This window comes from Nocardia sp. NPDC059180, assembly GCF_042754945.1.
Taxonomy (GTDB): domain Bacteria; phylum Actinomycetota; class Actinomycetes; order Mycobacteriales; family Mycobacteriaceae; genus Nocardia.
In genome coordinates this window covers 329,655-346,958 of the sequence record NZ_JBHZBU010000005.1, presented here as the reverse complement: position 1 = coordinate 346,958, position 17,304 = coordinate 329,655, and the positions used below count along the sequence as shown (strand labels likewise).

The following is a 17,304-nucleotide window of genomic DNA, read 5'->3' as shown; positions in this document are numbered from 1 at the left end:
GCCGGGCGCGGGCTCGATGAAACTCACCGAATTGTTCGACTGTCACAACGGTGGGGGTTCGACGTCGCAGGTGCCGCGGCGGCGGGCGCGGGCGGCGGCGTAGTCGGGGTGGTCGGCGCCGAGGGCGTGTGGGTAGCGGTCGAGGGTGTCGGCTTCGAGGGCGTCGGCGTCGTCGTGTCGGCCGAGGGCGCGCAGGTCGAGGGCGAGGTTGACGGCGGATTGCAAGGTGTAGCCGTGGTCGGTGCCGCGGATGCGGCGGCAGCGGTCCAGGACGTCGGTGCCGAGGTCGACGGCTTCGGTGAGCCGGTCGAGGCCCGCGAGGTCGGAGGCGAGACCAGTTTGGGCGGCCAGGGTGTAGGGGTGTTGTGCCGAGAGCCGTTCGGTGAAGATGTCGACGGCTTCTCGGTCGAGGGTCAATGCGTGCTCGTAGCGGCCGTGGCTGCGCAGCGCGGCGGCGTAGTTGACTGCGCAGGCGGCGGTGTACTGGTGGGTGGGTGATCCGCTCGAGCAGCGCCGATACGCTTCGGCGGCGTGTTCGAGTGCCTGGTCGTGGTCGCCGGTGAGGCGGTAGTCGTTGGAGACGTTGGTGCGGGCGGCGATGGATTCGGGATGGTCGGGGCCGTAGACGTCGACGTGGTCGGTGAGGACGTTGCTCTGCATGTCGAGGGCGTCGCGGTAGCGGCCGGCTTTGCGGTAGGACACGGCGAGGTTCTTGCGTGCCCGCAGGATGTTTTGCTGGCGTGGGCTGCCGAGCAGTTCGATGAAGTCGGCGAGCACGCGTTCCTGCAGCGCGACCGAGGCCTGGTAGTTGCCGAGTTCGCGATGATTGCGGGCGACGTTGTTGACGCAATGCAGCCGCAAGATGGGGTCGTCGGCCAACATCGGATCGTTGCGGAACCGTTCATAGTTGCCTGCGTCGAGTTCCATCGCGGCCCCGAATCGGCCCATCACCCGGTAGGACACGGCCAGGTTGTGGGCGGCGCGCACGGTTTCGATGCTGCCCTCCCCCAGGCATTCGCGCGCCCACGCATGCGATTGTTCGTTGAAGGCGACCGCACCGGCCCAGTCGCCCGCGGTGCGCATGCACGCCGCGATCAGGTCGCTGGACCAGACGTATTCCTCCGGGTAGGTGCCGCGCACCTGCTCCACACCTGAGAGCGCGGCCATGGCAGCTTCGCGGGCGCGGGCCCAGTCGCCGAGTTGCCACAGGGCGTTGCCGGTCACGATCCAGATCCGGATGACGCCGATATCGGTGTCGCCGAGAATCGGTGTCCAGGCTTCGGCAGCATGCACCCCCAAACCGGCGGCCGCGGTCAGCTCGCCCTGCACCCGCAGCGCTTCGACGACGTGGCGGATCAGTTCCGGCAGTTGGGCGCACGGGTCGTCCGGCTGGGCGAGGTGGGTGCAGGCCAGTACCTCGGCGTGCGCGATCTGCTGCCACAGCCACAGGTATCGGCCCCACAGCGCGGGGAGGTCGGTGCGTTGCGGGTCGGCGTCGCAGAGCAGTTGGTGGGCGATGTGGCGGTTGGTTTCGGCGACGGTGGCAGGCAGGAAGTCGCGGATCCCGTGCCAGGGCACGGCGTGGATTTTCAGTGCGCGGCCGCGTTCGGTGAGGGGGTCGGCGCAGATCTGGGCGACCGAGTCGCGGGTGACGAGTTCGAGGACGTTGCGGCGGCGGTGTTCGCTTGCTAGGGCGTCGGCGAACTGGTCGGGCAGCCGCGCGCCGGTGCGCCGTTCGGAACCGGGCAGCGTCGAGGTGAGCAGGGCCAGGGAGATCGCTTGGTCGGGGCCGAAACTGGTGAGCAGGCGCAGCAGCTGCCCCGCCGCCCACGCGTCCGAGCCGACGGGTTCGTCGATCAGAGGAAGTACGGAGTCGCCGATGATGGAGGCTGCGCGCTTGTAGGAGGCGGTGAGTTCCTTGTCCAGCAACGTGAATGGTGTCGCACGCATGCGGCGCAGCAGCGTGTCGTCGACGGTGTCGATACCTCGGGAGCCGCGGTGGGCCAGGGCGTTGAGCAGTACGGGGCTGCCGTCGACGGCGTCGCAGAACTGACGTGCCGTCGGTTCGGCCATCTCGTCGATATGGCGGCGCAGGAAGTCGGCGCCTTCGGTCGTGGTGAACATGGGCACCGTGATGGGTTGCGGGTGGTCCCAGTCGGTCACCTTCGACGTGAGCAGCACGTGTCCGGGGCCGTCCCACGGCACCATGTCCGACAGCAGGGCCGGTTTGCGTGGCAGCGGCAGGTATTCGCGGCCGGTGCGGTAGCGGTCGGGGGTGACGTTGTCGTAGACCAGCAGGTATCGGGTGCCTGAGCGTCGTAGTGCGTCGACGACCTCGAGGTGGCGCGTGGCGCGTGGCAGTGACTCGGGCAAGCCGAGTGGGGCGGCGAGCTGGCCGAGTTCGGTGCGCATCACCGCGCCGTTCTCGCCGGAAATCCAGGCGATGAGGTCGTATTGGGAGCGGTAGCGCCGCACGTAGGCGGCGGCGAGCCAGGTTTTGCCGCTGCCCGCCATACCGGCAAGGACGCAGGCGCCGGTCGTGTCCAGTTGTCGGCGGAGGGTGTCGAGCTCGTGTTCGCGGCCGAAGAACCATTCGGGTTGGTGCTGGGGCATGGTTTTGGACTGGTAGCCGACGAACATCTGCTGGCTCGGGTAGCGCACCCGCATTCGGCTCGCGCGTTGCAGGGTGTGCGGCGCGGTGGCGGTGTCTTCGTGGCCGAGCGCATGCAGGATTCGTGTGCGGGCCTGGGCTTCGTCGGGCAGCAGGCGCAGATCGACGGCGGCGATATGTGCCGCGTCGGCGGGGATGGTGGCGGTGGCGGCGATGACCGCGAGCACCGCATCCGGTGTGGCGCCGTAGCGGGCCCAATCCTGCGCGGTGGTGTGGCGCATCAGGTGGTCGCTGATCACCAGGATGAGGGTGTGGCCGGTATCCGGTTCGGGCAGTGCGGTAGCGGCGTCGATGCGGTGCAGGCGCAGGTCGAGTCCGGCGTCGGTACCGATCTGCTGTAGCCACAGCGCCCAGACCGCGTCTTCGCCGGCGTGGGCGACGACGATCGGTGCGGCGGTCGTCGAAGGCGGAGGCGTGGCAGCCACGTTCGCTACTCCTATCGCAGGGTCGCTGCGGCCGGGTGGCCGTCGCTGTCGGTGACGGCGGTGTGCCGCATCAGGGTCACGAATTGGCGACCGGCCGGTGTCAGCCGATCGGTATCGAGCAGGGTGTCGCAGGCGGTGAGCGTTTGCTGCCGGACCGGGTCGGCGGCGGGCACTGGGGTGGCGGTGGGGTGCTGTGCGGCGCGGTGCCAGAACCGGGCCACCGCGAGGTGGGCGTAGACGCCGTGCAGCAGGGCACTGGGTGGTCTGGGTTCGGTGCGCCATGGTGAGGGCAGGTCGGCGGGGCCGTCGGTGCGGATGAGTGGCCGCATCTCCATCAGCACGGCGAGTTTCGAATGCTGGAATTCGTGCAGCAGCCCGGTCGCTGCCGCCATCGGGTCGGCGGGCAGCACCATGGCGGTGGCGCCGAAGGAGTCGACGAGGGTGGAGGTGCGGAACGAACTGAGTTCACGGTCGCGTGGCAGGACAGCGCGCAGGCCGTGTGCCAGCGGTGTGGCCAGTTCGGGCACGATCTGGCACAGCAGGCGCATCGCCGCGTCGAACAGCTGCCGCCAGCTGCAGTATTCGGTGTCGCTCCACGGTGTCCAGCGGGTGTCTCGGCCGGGTGGCGGCAGGTCGGGCCAGGCGGACGGGGTGGCAGGCAGGTCGTCGAACTCGACATCGATGCGCCCGGCGGGCAGCTGCGCCGACAGCGTGCGCAGCGGGGTCCAGTGCCAGCGATCAAGGTGTGCGGTCTCGGTGCCGCGGTAGCGGATTCGTGGGTCGGTGTCGGCGGGCCCGGTCCAGCAGCCGAGCCCGGGCACGACCACCGCGTCGCCGACACGTGGCAGGTCCAGATCGAAGTCGATCCGTGCACGTATCGCGGCCGCGGCGGCGAACGACGCCAGATGTGACAACGGCGCCTCGGTGCCAACGCCTGCGTTCTCGACCGCGCAGACTGCGGCCCACGCCCCGAAGCGGGGATGCTGCAGGATCTCTCGCGCCGCCTCGGGTGCACGGCGCTGCACCTGCACCAGCAGCTCGAAACCCGCCCGCGCCTGCGGTGGCAGGCCCTCGGTGCCACCGCGCAGGACTGCGGCGAGGAAGGCGAGGTTGCGGCTGAGGCGGGCGCGTCGCAGCGCGGCCAGGGTTCCGGGGTGGTCGGTGAGGGTGGCGAGAGCATTGAATTCGGGGCCGGAGACGGTCAATTCACCGACCGCGGTGACCGGGCGAGTGTGTGGTGGCGGGGTGTGGGAAGTGTCGATCACGCGCCTCCGCCCGCATTGTGGCCGGCGAAGATGATCCCGACGGCGGCCCTGCGGCGGCGCGCGGTGTGGTAGGCGTGCCGCACGTCGGGGTGATGGTCGCCGAGCAGCTCCTCGAGCGGTGTGTCGGTCAGGTCGGGTAGTCCCCGGGTGTCGTCGAATTCCATCGGGTCGTCCCCCACTGCTGAGCCGGGCTGATTCGGTCCACCGGAGCGTATGGCGTCACCGGTGCGTCTCGTGCTCGGCGCTTTGTTCATGACAACTGATTTCAACATAACCGACATATCCAATTGCCGGTAACGCCTTGACAATTGGTTCGGCTTCTGGCTGGGGAACAGGGTGATGTCCCTGGTGCATGCGGCGGCGATGATCACCGCGAGCACCAGACCGATCGGCGGCAGGTGATATCCGGCGACCTCGGTGGTGAACACGATCGCGGCCAGCGGTGCACGAACCGCCGGGCCCAGACATGCCGCGAGCCCGGCCAGCGTGCACGCCGCCGCGGGGCCCGGTGCCAGGCCTGCGTCGGTGGCCAGCCGCCAGCACAGGGCACCGGTCGAGGCCCCGATCACCATGGCCGGGCCGAACACGCCGCCGACTCCCCCGGCATGCAAAGTGACGACGGTGGCCGCGATCTTGACCAACGGCAGAGCGAGCACCATCCACAGCGGCAGCAACGCGATTCCGGTGGAGCTCAATTGCAGCGAGATCGTCCCGTATCCGGTGCTCAGCGCCATCGGTACGAAGATCCCGACGATACCGACACCCGCGCCCGCCACGGCCGCGGTCACGAACGGACGTCGGCGCGCCGGGGCGAGCAGGCGGCCCACGCGGTGGAAGCTCACCACATACAGCCGGGTCGTCACCGCGCAGGCCAGGCCGACACCGATGAGCACCGCCGTGGTGGTGGGGTCCCAGAATGCACCGAGGTCCTCGACCCCGAACATGGGGTCATATCCATACAGTGCGACGAACACCCCGAACGCGACCGGTGCCACCGGTATGGCGAACAGCAATGCCTGCCAATCGATTCCGCGGCGGCGCAGCAGTTCCGCAGCCAGTAGCGCGCCACCGATCGGGGCCTGGAACAGCGCTCCGACGCCGGCGCCGAGCGCGGCGGTCACCACCAGGGCGGCCTCGGCATCGGTCAGCCGGAGCCGCCGGGTGAACATCGCGCCGAGCGAGGCCGCGATCTGGGCGACCGGGCCTTCGGTGCCGCCGGAGCCACCCGAACCCAAGGTGAGTGCGGTGCCGCCCAATTTGACGGCGGCGCCTCGTACTGTCAGCCCGGTGAGGTCGCGGGTGTTGACCGCCTCGATGACGCCGTCGGTACCGTTGACCTGCCGCCCACCCCACCGCGACAGCAGCGTCGCGGCCATCATGCCCGCGGCGACGAGCAACGGCACCAGCAGTGCGTGCTCCCCCAGCGGTCCGACCGGGGTATGCCACAGCCCGTCGGTGATCGGGACGAGTTCGACGACCGAGCCGAGCAGCACGTGGGTGGCCGCGTCGAGCACGACACGCAATGTGGCGGCGCCGAGCCCGGCCGCGACCCCGGCGAGCAGCAGCGCGGCACACACCGCACCCCACCGGCCGCAGCGACGACCGTCCGCGGTCATGGCAGGTCGCTGCCGTCGACGGCATCGAGGACCCGTCCCGCCTCGAGCGTCGCAGGGCTGTGTGCCTCGGCGGGCAGGGTCGCCAGGATGTCGGCGAGCTCCGGTGCGAGTCGGGCGGGCAGGGCGCCCGCGTGCACGGCGGGTGCCACCCGGGTGGCGGTGTCGAGCAGTGCCGCGGCCGCGTGTTCGGTCGGTGCGGTTGCCATGCGTGCTACCGCGTGCCGGAACTGTTCGACGATCTGGCCTTCCAGCTCGGTCGGCGGATGTTCGGACAGGGTCGCGATATCGAGGTAGGCGCGGGCAATCTTGAACATCAGGACCGCGTCACGGCCGGTGGCCTGTTCCTCGTCCTGGCCTGCCGCGATGCACAGGTCGATCGCCTCCCACGCGTAGAGCGGTTCACCGGTGACCTCGCTGCGGCGCAACAGGGCGTCGGCGAGGCGTTCGGACAGCGGCGCCAGGCTCGGATCGTCGGGTTCGGTGGCGTCGAGCGCGGTACGCAGCACGCGGGTGGCGTCGGTGAGGAAGTCGGCGCCGCCTGCCACATCGAACCGGTGCAGTAGCAGCTCACCCAGGCGGGTCAAGCCTGCGGTGCCCGCGTCGGTGTCATCGAGCTCGGCCAGTGCGGTTTTGGCGACGGCGATGGCTTCGTCGAGATCGCCGGTGTCGCCGCTGTATTCCCAGCGCCGCCGCAGCAGGGTGGTGAGCTGATCGAGCAGGCCGGTGCGTTGCGGGTGCGCCACCGGCAGGGTTTGCAGTGCGTGTCGTGTCGAGGCGAGTGCGGCCTCCACGTCACCGTCGCGCATGTCCGCTGCGGCGTCGCGCACGGCGTCGGCGTAGCGGCGTTCGTCGTCCTCGCTGGGTGGCCCGGTGGGTGGGTCGGGGAAGTTGGGTGCGATGCGGCGCAGCGTTTCCGGCGACAGGTAGGCGAACGGTGCGCCTGCCCCCGCGGCAGGTTGGGAGACAGCGGCCCGGAACACCGGTCCTGGCACGTCGTAGCGTTCGGCGATGAACCGGGAGGTGGCGGCCAGGACCTGCGCGGCGTCGCTGCGGGGAATCGCCTCGCGCAGAACTTCGGCGATATCGGGCCGGAACGCGAACACGCGGCTGTCTTCGGGGACGGTGTAGGGCGGTGCGGAACCGGCGTCGGCGTCCTCGATCAGGCCACCGGCCAGCACCTCGGCGAGCACACTGCGTGCGCTGCCCGGCAACACCGCCTGCTGCACCAGCCGCATGATCGGCAGCAACAACGGCACCTGGGCCAGGCTCGCGGCCAGCCGAAACGCCTCCGGTGAGGATGCCGCGCGGAAACGGCGCACCCGTTCGATCGCGCTGTGGCCGAGCTCGTGGTTCTGGCGCTCCGACAGTGGTTGGGATCGTTGGGTGGTCGGTGGTTGCGCGCGGAGCAGCAGTGGGTAGCCGGCCGAGCGGCGTTCACCGGCCAGCAGCTGGGCCCACGGCCGGATCCAGCCGCGGGTCAGCTCGAGAACCGGGATGGAGGTGGTCGTCGCGTTCGCGGGTGCGAGCACGCGCAGGGGCGAGGGGCGGTCGGGGATCACCGCTGTTATTCGTCCGTGGCCCCAGTCCAGACCGGTCCGGCGCCACAATTGGTTCGGTAAGGGCTGCACGATCGCCACCGGGGAGCGTGCGGCGAGCCGTTCCAGTTCGGTGGCCGCGGTCCCCCACGCCCATCCGTCGCCGAGGCAGGCGCTGAACACCATGATGACCCGGCGGCCGGACGGGTCGCGCAACACCGACAGCGGCCGGTCTGCTGCGGTATGCGCGTGGGTGGCCAATCGCAGTGCGCCGGTGTCGTCTTCGTCGAGGTACCACTCGGTGACGCGGCGAAAGCCCACCGAGTCGACAAGGGTCCGGATGGCCGCGCCGAGCCCGCTCCAGGCCGCCATCGACGGATGCCGGTCGAACACCAGCGCCACTTCGCGTTGGCGCACCAGCGCGGGTTTGGTAGCGGGCCACGCGATCGCGGTGCGGGCGATGCGATCAACGGAGGCGTCCTCGTCGAAGACTCGTCGCCGCGCGTCGGGGACTTTGCGTGCGAGTGGGCGAAGTTCGCCGAGCAGGTCGGCGCCCGAGTCCAGCGGTGACGGCGCGGGCACTGCGACCTCGGTGCGGTAGGGCCACGGGGTGTGCGGGCCGGGCAGCGGCCGGGCGGGCACTTCGCGTGGCAACAAGGGTTGCATGGTGGCGGTGTCGGCCGCAGCGGGACTGGTGTCGGGGTCGGGTGCTGCGTCCGGTGCCTGTGGTGGCGGTGGGGTGTGGCCGGGTTGATCATCGATGTGGCCGGCAAGCCAGAGCGCCTCGGCGACGGTGCCACCGTCGACGTCGAGTTCGCGCAGCGCGTCGAGGAGTTCGGACAGGCCGGACATGATCAGCCTGCGGTGTCGGTGGGCTGCATGAGACGTTCGGCCAGCCGCTGGCGGTCCACCCGGTCGGCGCCGTCGACGAGGGTGGCTTGGGTCAGTACGTGCAGGGCGATGAGCAGCCGGTCGGTGGGCAGCGCGCCCAGTTCGTTGCGGCGGCGCAGATAGCTGTCGATGATGTCGCCGTACTCCTCGGCGACGCCGGTGCCCAGGTGCGCGGCGACCACTCGCTCCAGCTGCGGGCGTTCGGGTTTGTCCAGTTGCAGTTGCAGGCAGCGCCGCAGAAACGCCGGCGGGAATTCCCGCTCGCCGTTGCTGGTCATGATGACCACCGGGAAGGCATTGCACTGGACGAAACCGTCGCGCACCGCGACCCGTTCGCGGCCTTCGTGGGTGAATACATCGACCCGTGGCCGGTGCGCGCGGATGCGGCGCAGCTCGTCGATCTGGTACTCGCCGTTTTCGAACACGTGCAGCAGGTCGTTGGGCAGATCGATATCGGCCTTGTCGATTTCGTCGATCAGCAGCACCCGCGGCCTGCGGTAGGGCAGCAGCGCGGTGCCGAGGGGTCCGAGGGTGATGTAGTCGGCCAGATCGGCTGACCCGCCGTCGGAGGCGGCGGTCTCGCGCAGCTGGGCCTCTTCGAAACGGCGCAGGGCGTCATAGTGGTAGAGGCCGTCGCCGAGGCCGCTGCGGCTGGTGATCGGCCAGTGCAGTACCGGCCCCAATCCCAGTTCGCGGGCGATCAGATAGGCCAGCGACGATTTGCCGAGCCCCGGCGCGCCCGTCACCAGCAACGGCCGCCGGCACAGCAGGGCGGCATTGATGACGTCGAGGTCCTCGGTGCGCAGCTGGTGGGCGCCGATGCCGTCGCGGCCCAGTTTGCGGTCCATCTGGGCGGGCTGGTCGGGCTGTGGGTGCGGCGGCCCCAGCGTCGGATGCCCGGTGAAGGTGCGGGCGATCATCGGTGGGGGCACCGCGTCCCAGGCGTCCGGGCGCGGCTCACCCGAGCCACGGAACACATGCCATTTCGGCGTTGTCATAGCCACTCCCGTCTCATGGCCCCCGGCCCGGCGAGCGGAGGCGGGCGTCGTCTGCTCTGGCCTGGAACATCGAGAACGCAGATGATCTTGCGCCAGAACAGATCCCGCTCCTCGGAATGTTCATGGTCGCGCTGCTGGTGCCAGATCGCAGAGTACCAATCGGTCGGCGGGTGATCCGCCAAACGTGCGGCAAGTGCGGTGCGGAACACGCTGCCGTCACATTCCGGGGCGCCCTCGGGGTGGCTGGGGCACCCTTCGGTGCGCCACAGAGTGATCGGCAGCGCGTTGGACGCCGACGCGGTCAGCACCGCGGCGGTGGGTGGTTCGGTGACCGCGACGCCGTCGGGTGGGTCGGCGTCGGCGAACACACCCTGCAGGGTGGGCAGGGCTCGAGCGCGTGGGTCGGCGCAGCCCAGCCACACCAGCCCGTCGGCACCGTGGCCGCGCAGCCGGTTCCAGCGCGCGTCGAGTTCGGCGATCTGTTCGCTGCTCTTCTCCCAGGTGCTGCTGCGTCGCAGCCGCATCCGGAATTTGCTGAACGGGCGTTCGTCGGTGCGCCGCCACTCGTAGAGCGGGTCCTCGCCCAGCCGATCATCGGGCAGCGCGACCACGATTTCGACGGCGTCGCGTGGTTTCTCGATGGTGCTCAACGCGACGTCGAGCGCGTATTTCAGTTCGCGTTTGGCGTGGTCGTAGCTGGCGCAGCGGCCCGCGGGCTCGAGGGTGATGATTTCCTGGTCACCGGATTTGCGTGCCAGTTCGAACCGGTGCGGGATCGGGGCGCGCTCGTCCAGACGCGGCCCCTCCTCGGGCACGATGATGCCGAACAACACGGTGACATCGGGGGTTTCCTGGCGGGTGGCCAGAAATCGCCGCTCGAATTGCGGGTAGTCGCGCGGCAGCAGCATCTTCTTCGGCAGCTCACCCAACCCGTGGGCGACGGCGGGGTCGACGGGCAGATGCTTCGGTGCCAGCGCACAGAACCTGGCCAGGTCGAAGGTCGGGTTCTGGCTTTCGGTGCCGAGGTATTCGGCCAGATCGCGCAGCGTGAGCAGATCGGCCATATCGGGCAGGAACGAGTCACGAAACAGTTCGTCGACCAGCCCGACCGGAACCCGCCGCTCGGCCGGGGTAGCGATCTCGGCCAGCCGCCCCTGGAGTTCGACCAGCCACCGCCGCACGGGCGCTTCGGCGCCGACGAGGCGATCGACCCAGGTGTGATCGTCGTGGTGGTAGGCGTCGTGCGCGGTGACGATCTCGTCGTAGAGCGTTCGCGCACCCACGCGCAGGCCGTCGAGCAGGTAGGCGATCGCACCACCTTGGGCGGAGTCGAGATTCTCACTGGCCTTGACGAAACCGACGACCCCGCCGTGGCGCACCGACCACACCGGCGCACCCGACATCCCCTGGATGACGGAGCGGTCGCCGTCGATAGTGAAGAACCGTGGATGCATATCGCGCACCCGGTACCCGTGATAGATCTCCATCACCCGGTCGACATAGGTGGGGTTCAGCGCGCACACGAGCAGTTCGTCCTGGGCGGTGAGCACCGGCTCGGCCATCAGCACGCACGGCGCCCACACCCGGCTCGGATTATCGATGCGCAGCACCGCCAAATCGTCGAACCCCCAGCGTGAACCGTCCGCAGGTGGTGGGGAGGCGACGACGACGGTGGCGGTGCAGGCGCTGTCCGCGCCGAACACCAACCGCACCCGACCGCCCGCCGCGTGCGCCACATGGGCCGCGGTGACCGCGTAGTCGGGGGTGATGCGGAAGGCCGTGCCGATCCGATCCGCACCAGGGCGGTCCGCCGACACCGCTGCGGCAGCAGCGCGCAGCAGATCGTCGATATCGGCATGGACCGGCATGGCGCTGTTGCTCTTTCGCTACCGCGGCGCGGGTGAGCCGCCGAGATCCATGGTGATACGCGCCATATCCAACCCCCGCATCGTCGTTCGGCCGCAGTTCTACCATACGGGCTGGTCACCACGCGCGCCGCGCGAATGCGTGAGCGCAACCCGCGCTCGCCCGGCGGCGGGTCTCCCCCTCCGGAACATTCGGCACGCTATCACCGAGACCCGTTGGGCGGCAACGAGTCCTGCGACGCATTCGATGCCGGCGGGCCGGGGTTCGATGCGACCGGCGCGAAGGTCATCCGGCGCACCGGATCGCGATCAGGCGAACGATTCCTCGACCGCGCGTCCGGTGCGCGAATCGGCGGCGGTGCGGCGCACGGAGTCGGCGGTGGCGTCGTCGAGGTAGCGGTGGGCGTCGCGTTCGGCGTCGACTCGGGCGGTGTAGAGCTCGATTTCGCGGGCGATGTCGCCGGCGTCCCAGCCCAGGTGCGGCGCCACGAGTGCGGCCACCTCGGCGGCCACGGCGGTACCGCGGTCGGTGGTTTCGATGGACAGGTGGGTGCGGCGGGTGAGGATGTCGTCCAGATGCAGCGCACCCTCGTGGGTGACGGCGTAGACGATTTCCGCGCGCAGATAAGCCGTTGAGCCCAGGGGCTGCGCCAGTCGCGGGTCGGTGGTGATGATTTCGCGAATTTCGGTGAGAGCGCTGCCGTATCGGCCGAGCAGGTGGTCGATCGTGGCCGGGGGCAGGCGCAGCTCGTCGGCCAGGCGGGCCCGCGACAGTGACAGTTCGTGGTAGCCGTGTGCGCCGACCAGCGGCACCCGGTCGGTGCGGGTGGGCCCGACCCGCACGGGCAGGTCGGCGACAGCCGCGTCGACGGCGTCGGCGGCCATCACCCGATAGGTCGTGTACTTGCCGCCCGCGACCAGGACCAGCCCGGGAACCGGTGTGACGACCGCGTGTTCACGCGAGAGGGTGCTGGTTTGGTCGGAGTTGCCTGCCAGCAGCGGGCGCAGCCCGGCGTAGACGCCGACGATGTCGTCATGGCCGATGGGTTCTTCCAGCAGGCGGTTCACCTGGGCCAGGATGTAGTCGATATCGGCGCGGGTGGCGGCGGGATGGGCCAGATCGTGGTCCCAGGGAGTGTCGGTGGTGCCGATGATCCAATGCGCAGTGCTCCACGGGCATGGGATGACGAACAGCAGGCTCTTGTCGGTTTCGGTGATCAGGCCGGCCGTGGCGTCGATGCGGTCGCGCGGGACGACGATGTGCACGCCCTTGGAGGTGCGGATCCGGAACTGCGGGGTGGCGTCGAGCATGGCCTGGATCTCGTCGGTCCACGGTCCGGCGGCGTTGATGGTGCGCTTGGCGCGAATGTCGACATGCCGCCCGGTTTCCAGATCTTCGACGACAGCGCCGACGATGCGATCGCCTTCGCGCAGGAAATCCACCACGCGGGTGCTGGAGGCGCACAGCGCACCATGGGTGGCGGCGGTGCGGGCCAGCATCATGGTGTGGCGTGCATCGTCGAGTTGGCCTTCGTAGAAGCTGACCCCGCCGCGCACGCGGCCGCGTTTGGCGCCGGGGAAGCGGGCCAGAGTGCCACGGCGGCCGAGGTGGCGGTGATGGGCGGGCACACCGCGGCCCGCGCCGAGCACGTCGTAGACACCGATCCCCGCTCCCGCCCACGCGCGGTCGAGCAGCGGACGCTCCAGCGGGTAGACGAATTCGACCGGCTTGGCCAGGTGCGGGGCGAGGGTGTCGAGGATGAGCGAACGTTCCCGCAGCGCTTCGAAGACGAGTCCGAAGTCGAGTTGTTTGAGGTAGCGCAGCCCGCCGTGGACGAGTTTGGAGGAGCGACTCGAGGTGCCCGAGGCGTAGTCGCGGGCTTCGACCAGGCCTACCCGCAGCCCGCGGGTGACGGCGTCGAGTGCGGTGCCCGCGCCGACCACGCCCGCGCCGATGACCAGGACGTCGAGTTCGGTGGTGGCCATGGTGTCGAGAGCATGCTCGCGGGTGGCGGGGTTCAGCGGCAGCGGGGTGGTGAGCGAACGGCCGGTCATGGAATGTCCTTGTGATCGAAGGTGGGTGGTCACGGGGTGGCCCAGTCGAGGGTGCGGCCGACGGCTTTGGTCCAGCCCGAGTAGCCGTCGGCGCGTTGCCGGTCGGTCCAGGTGGGTTCCCAGCGGGTGTCTTCGCGCCAATGCCTGCGCAGCTCATCGGTGTCGCGCCAGTAGCCGGTGGCCAGGCCCGCGGCGTAGGCGGCGCCGAGTGCGGTGGTTTCGGTGACGACGGGGCGGCTGACGGGGACGCCGAGGATGTCGGCTTGGATCTGCATGCACAGGTTGTTGGCGGTGACGCCCCCGTCCACGCGCAGCACTTGCAGTGCGACACCGGAGTCTTGCGACATGGCGTCGGCGACGTCGCGGGTTTGGTAGCAGATCGCTTCGAGGGTGGCGCGCGCGATGTGGGCGTTGGTGGCGTAGCGGGTGAGCCCGACGATGGCGCCACGGGCATCCGAACGCCAGTGTGGGGCAAAGAGCCCGGAGAAGGCGGGCACGAAGTAGACCCCGCCGTTGTCGGCGACTTCGGCGGCGAGGGATTCGCTGTGGGCGGCGCCGGAGATGATGCCGAGCTGGTCGCGTAACCATTGCACCGCCGACCCTGTTACCGCGATCGAGCCTTCCAGGGCATAGGCCGGTGGTTGGTCGCCGAGCTGATAGCAGACGGTGGTGAGCAGGCCGTTGGCCGAACGCACCGGGGTGGGGCCGGTATTGAGGAGCAGGAAGTTGCCGGTGCCGTAGGTGTTTTTGGCTTGGCCGCGGTCCAGGCAGACTTGGCCGATCATGGCAGCCTGCTGGTCCCCCACCGCCGCGGTGATGGGCACCGCTGCTGCGAAGGGGCCGTCGGGGCTGGTGTGGCCGTAGCGGGTGGGGTGGGAGGAGGCGGCGATGGTGGGCAGCATGGCGCGCGGGATGTCGAGCAGGGCGAGCAGTTCGTCATCCCAGTCGAGGGTGTCGAGGTCCATCAGCATGGTGCGGCTGGCGTTGGTGACATCGGTGAGGTGCAGGCCGCCGCGGATGCCGCCGGTGAGGTTCCACAGCAGCCAGGTGTCGATGGTGCCGAACAGGGCGTCGCCGCGTTCGGCGGCCGCGCGCAGACCGGGCTGATTGTCGAGCAGCCAGCGGATTTTGCCGCCGGCGAAGTAGGTGGCCGGTGGCAGGCCGGTGCGGTGGCGCACGAGTTCGCCTGCGGTGGAATCGAGTTCGGCGGCGATACGGTCGGTGCGGGTGTCCTGCCAGACGATCGCGTTGTGGAAGGGGCGTCCGGTGTGGCGGTCCCAGACGACCGTGGTTTCGCGCTGATTGGTGACACCGATGGCGGCGAGGTCGCTCGCGCGTAGGCCGTGGCGGCCGAGCGCGGTCTGGATGACCGCGCAGCTGCGTTCCCAGATCTCGACCGGATTGTGTTCCACCCATCCCGGGCGCGGCAGGATCTGCTCGTGTTCGAGCTGATGGCGGGCGATGACGGTGCCCGCATGGTCGAAGACCATGAAACGGGTGCTGGTCGTGCCCTGGTCGAGGGCGCCGATGAGGTCGGTCATCTGGTCTCCGTTGTCGGGCTCGCTGCCCCGTCGCACGAGCTGCCACCGCCGAATCTAGGAAGCGCCGACCACACCGACAATGGGGTGCGTTCGACAATGTCGAACGATTTCGCGGGTACGGTGGATGGATGCCAGGGCCGATCCAGTCGATCGAACGCGCCGCCGCGATCATGCGGCTGGTGTCGCAAGCGCCCTACGGCATCGGGGTCACCGAACTCGCGGGTGCGTTGAGCCTGCCCAAGGCCACCGCACACGGATTGCTGCGCACATTGCAGGGTGTGGGCTATGTGGAGCAGGACGCGCACACCGGCAAGTATCGGATGGGTGCGGTCGCCGCAGGGCTCTCCGGGGCCCGGATGGACACCAACGTGTTGCGTTCGTATGCGATGAACTGGGGCGACACCCTGGCCGCACGTTCGGGTGAATCGGTGCGGATGGGTGCGGTGCACGACGACGGCGTACAGATCGTGCATCACGTCTTCCGCCCCGACCACTCCCCGCAGCGGCTGCGGGTGGGTGTGGTGTTGCCATTGCATGCCACCGCGCTGGGCAAAGTCCTGCTGGCGCACACCCCTGGTCTCGGTGAACGCGCCGCCGGAACCGATCTGCTCGCCTACACCCGCCGCACCCGCACCGCGCCACGGGCACTGCAGGCGGACGTAGCGCAGGTGCGGGCACGCGGGTTCGCCACCGATATCGGCGAATTCGCCTCCGATCGAGCTTCGGTCGCTGCACCGGTCCGCGACCCGGGTGGACGGGTCGTCGGCGCCATCGGCGTCGTGGGAGCGGTGGACCGGGTCACCAGTGGCGCGGCGGCGCGGACATCGATCATCGAACTGGTGCGCTCGGCGGCGGCGTCGATATCGGCCGATCTCGCCGCCGACCGCACCCGGGTGCGGCGATGAGTGCGGACGGGCGGGCGAGCAACCGGTATGTGCTGGCCATCGATCAGGGCACGACCTCGAGCCGCGCCATCGTCTACGACGCAGCCGGACAACTGGTGTCGGTGGCCCAGCGCGAGCATCGTCAGCTGTATCCGGCGGCCGGGCACGTCGAACACGATGCGGCCGAGGTGCGGCGCAATGTGGAAGGCCTGATCGGGCGGGTCATTTCGGCGGCCGGTATCCGATCACGGCAGGTCGTCGGGATCGGAATCGCCAACCAGCGCGAAACGACGGTGCTGTGGGATCGGCGCACCGGGCGTCCCGTGCGCAATGCCATCGTGTGGCAGGACACCAGAACCGAGGACCTGGTGGCACGCCTGGCGCAGCGGCCGGACATGGACGAGGTGCAGGCACGATGCGGACTACCGTTGCTGAACTACTTCGCCGCACCCCGCATCCGGTGGTTACTCGACAGCGACGAGCGGCTGCGTGAGAGCGCCGAACGCGGCGAGGTCCTGTTCGGCACCATGGACAGCTGGCTCATCTGGAACCTCACCGGCGGCGCGAACGGCGGAGTGCACGTCACCGACGTCACCAATGCCGGGCGCACCATGTTGATGAACCTGCACACCCTCGACTGGGACGAACGGTTACTCGAATTCTTCGCGATACCGCGCGCGATGCTGCCCGAGATCCGGTCCAACGCCGAAATCTACGGGCACACCACGATCGAGCCTTCCGGTATCCCGATCGCGGCCGCACTCGGAGACCAGCAAGCGGCGCTGTTCGGACACACCTGTTTCGCCGCAGGCGAAGCCAAATGCACCTACGGCACCGGCAGTTTCCTGCTGTCCAACACCGGAACCGCCCCCGTGCGCTCCGGGCACGGCTTGCTGACCACGGTCGCATTCCGCATCGGGGACGAACCCGCCCACTACGCATTGGAAGGGTCGATCGCCTCCACCGGCTCTCTCGTGCAATGGCTGCGTGACCGGCTCGGGCTCATCGAATCCGCACCCGAAATCGAAACCCTCGCCGCCACCGTCACCGACAACGGCGGATGCTATGTGGTGCCGGCGTTCTCGGGCCTGTTCGCCCCGCGCTGGCATGCCGAAGCACGCGGCGTCATCGCGGGACTCACCTCCTACATCACCCGCGGACACCTGGCGCGCGCGGTGCTGGAAGCTACCGCATGGCAGACCCGCGAAGTGGTCGACGCGATGAACGCCGACACCGGGCAGGCGCTACGGGAACTGCGCGTGGACGGCGGGATGACGTCGAACAACCTGTTGATGCAACAGATCAGCGACGCCCTCGGCGTGCCGGTGGAACGTCCACTGTTCGCCGAAACGGTGTCCCTCGGCGCCGCCTATGCCGCCGGGCTCGCGGTCGGGCTGTGGCCGGATATGGAAGGGCTGCGCCGCAACCGCCATACCGCCGCCCGCTGGCACCCCGCCCTGACCGCCGCCGACCGGGACCGGGAATACCGGCATTGGAGCCGGGCGGCGGCCATGAGCTACAACTGGACCGCCGACACCGGGCCCACCTCCGGCTGATC

The 17,304-nt window shown here is 69.5% G+C and carries 10 protein-coding genes; 2 read left to right on the top strand and 8 right to left on the bottom strand.

Translation table 11 applies throughout. From position 1 onward, the window contains the following. Positions 1–42 precede the first annotated feature (42 nt). The 8 genes from fxsT to glpK (ACFXNW_RS18740) form a co-directional block, all read right to left on the bottom strand. Positions 43–3,096: an FxSxx-COOH system tetratricopeptide repeat protein gene (gene fxsT, locus ACFXNW_RS18775; RefSeq protein ID WP_379418975.1), complete on the bottom strand. Its 3,054-nt coding sequence runs from the start codon at positions 3,094–3,096 to the stop codon at positions 43–45. 11 nt (positions 3,097–3,107) lie between these two features. Beyond that, positions 3,108–4,361 (bottom strand): aKG-HExxH-type peptide beta-hydroxylase, encoded by a 1,254-nt coding sequence (locus tag ACFXNW_RS18770; RefSeq protein WP_379418974.1) that lies wholly within the window; start codon positions 4,359–4,361, stop codon positions 3,108–3,110. Further along, a complete protein-coding gene (locus ACFXNW_RS18765) occupies positions 4,358–5,977 on the bottom strand; it encodes a chloride channel protein (RefSeq protein WP_379418973.1) in 1,620 nt (539 codons plus the stop codon). The genes ACFXNW_RS18770 and ACFXNW_RS18765 overlap by 4 nt, the downstream gene beginning before the upstream one ends. Then, complete coding sequence (locus ACFXNW_RS18760) at positions 5,974–8,364, bottom strand: SAV_2336 N-terminal domain-related protein (protein ID WP_379418972.1); 2,391 nt, start codon at positions 8,362–8,364, stop codon at positions 5,974–5,976. The genes ACFXNW_RS18765 and ACFXNW_RS18760 overlap by 4 nt, the downstream gene beginning before the upstream one ends. Positions 8,365–8,366: 2 nt before the next feature. Beyond that, on the bottom strand, positions 8,367–9,401 hold the full coding sequence (locus tag ACFXNW_RS18755) for an AAA family ATPase (RefSeq protein ID WP_379418971.1): 1,035 nt from the start codon (positions 9,399–9,401) through the stop codon (positions 8,367–8,369). After that, positions 9,398–11,269 carry a trypsin-like peptidase domain-containing protein gene (locus ACFXNW_RS18750; protein ID WP_379418970.1) on the bottom strand — a complete coding sequence of 624 codons (1,872 nt, stop codon included), beginning with the start codon at positions 11,267–11,269 and terminating at the stop codon, positions 9,398–9,400. The genes ACFXNW_RS18755 and ACFXNW_RS18750 overlap by 4 nt, the downstream gene beginning before the upstream one ends. A 306-nt stretch (positions 11,270–11,575) precedes the next feature. After that, positions 11,576–13,321: an FAD-dependent oxidoreductase gene (locus ACFXNW_RS18745; RefSeq protein WP_379418969.1), complete on the bottom strand. Its 1,746-nt coding sequence runs from the start codon at positions 13,319–13,321 to the stop codon at positions 11,576–11,578. A 29-nt stretch (positions 13,322–13,350) separates the two neighbouring features. After that, the gene (gene glpK / locus ACFXNW_RS18740) at positions 13,351–14,862 is read right to left on the bottom strand and encodes a glycerol kinase GlpK (protein ID WP_379418968.1); all 1,512 of its coding nucleotides are present in this window, start codon (positions 14,860–14,862) and stop codon (positions 13,351–13,353) included. Positions 14,863–14,990: 128 nt separating this feature from the next. Between glpK (ACFXNW_RS18740) and ACFXNW_RS18735 the strand changes: the two genes are divergently transcribed. Both ACFXNW_RS18735 and glpK (ACFXNW_RS18730) read left to right on the top strand, forming a co-directional pair. Beyond that, a complete protein-coding gene (locus tag ACFXNW_RS18735; RefSeq protein ID WP_379418967.1) occupies positions 14,991–15,767 on the top strand; it encodes an IclR family transcriptional regulator in 777 nt (258 codons plus the stop codon). Then, positions 15,764–17,302 carry a glycerol kinase GlpK gene (gene glpK / locus ACFXNW_RS18730; protein WP_379418966.1) on the top strand — a complete coding sequence of 513 codons (1,539 nt, stop codon included), beginning with the start codon at positions 15,764–15,766 and terminating at the stop codon, positions 17,300–17,302. The genes ACFXNW_RS18735 and glpK (ACFXNW_RS18730) overlap by 4 nt, the downstream gene beginning before the upstream one ends. Positions 17,303–17,304 lie beyond the last annotated feature (2 nt).

What these genes read in the sequence shown, in the direction of transcription:
- ACFXNW_RS18750 (WP_379418970.1), bottom strand. Translation starts at nt 11,269, where the DNA reads ATGCCGGTCCATGCCGATATCGACGATCTGCTGCGCGCTGCTGCCGCA.
- ACFXNW_RS18765 (WP_379418973.1), bottom strand. Translation starts at nt 5,977, where the DNA reads ATGACCGCGGACGGTCGTCGCTGCGGCCGGTGGGGTGCGGTGTGTGCC.
- ACFXNW_RS18745 (WP_379418969.1), bottom strand. Translation starts at nt 13,321, where the DNA reads ATGACCGGCCGTTCGCTCACCACCCCGCTGCCGCTGAACCCCGCCACC.
- ACFXNW_RS18755 (WP_379418971.1), bottom strand. Translation starts at nt 9,401, where the DNA reads ATGACAACGCCGAAATGGCATGTGTTCCGTGGCTCGGGTGAGCCGCGC.
- glpK (WP_379418966.1), top strand. Translation starts at nt 15,764, where the DNA reads ATGAGTGCGGACGGGCGGGCGAGCAACCGGTATGTGCTGGCCATCGAT.
- ACFXNW_RS18760 (WP_379418972.1), bottom strand. Translation starts at nt 8,364, where the DNA reads ATGTCCGGCCTGTCCGAACTCCTCGACGCGCTGCGCGAACTCGACGTC.
- ACFXNW_RS18735 (WP_379418967.1), top strand. Translation starts at nt 14,991, where the DNA reads ATGCCAGGGCCGATCCAGTCGATCGAACGCGCCGCCGCGATCATGCGG.
- glpK (WP_379418968.1), bottom strand. Translation starts at nt 14,862, where the DNA reads ATGACCGACCTCATCGGCGCCCTCGACCAGGGCACGACCAGCACCCGT.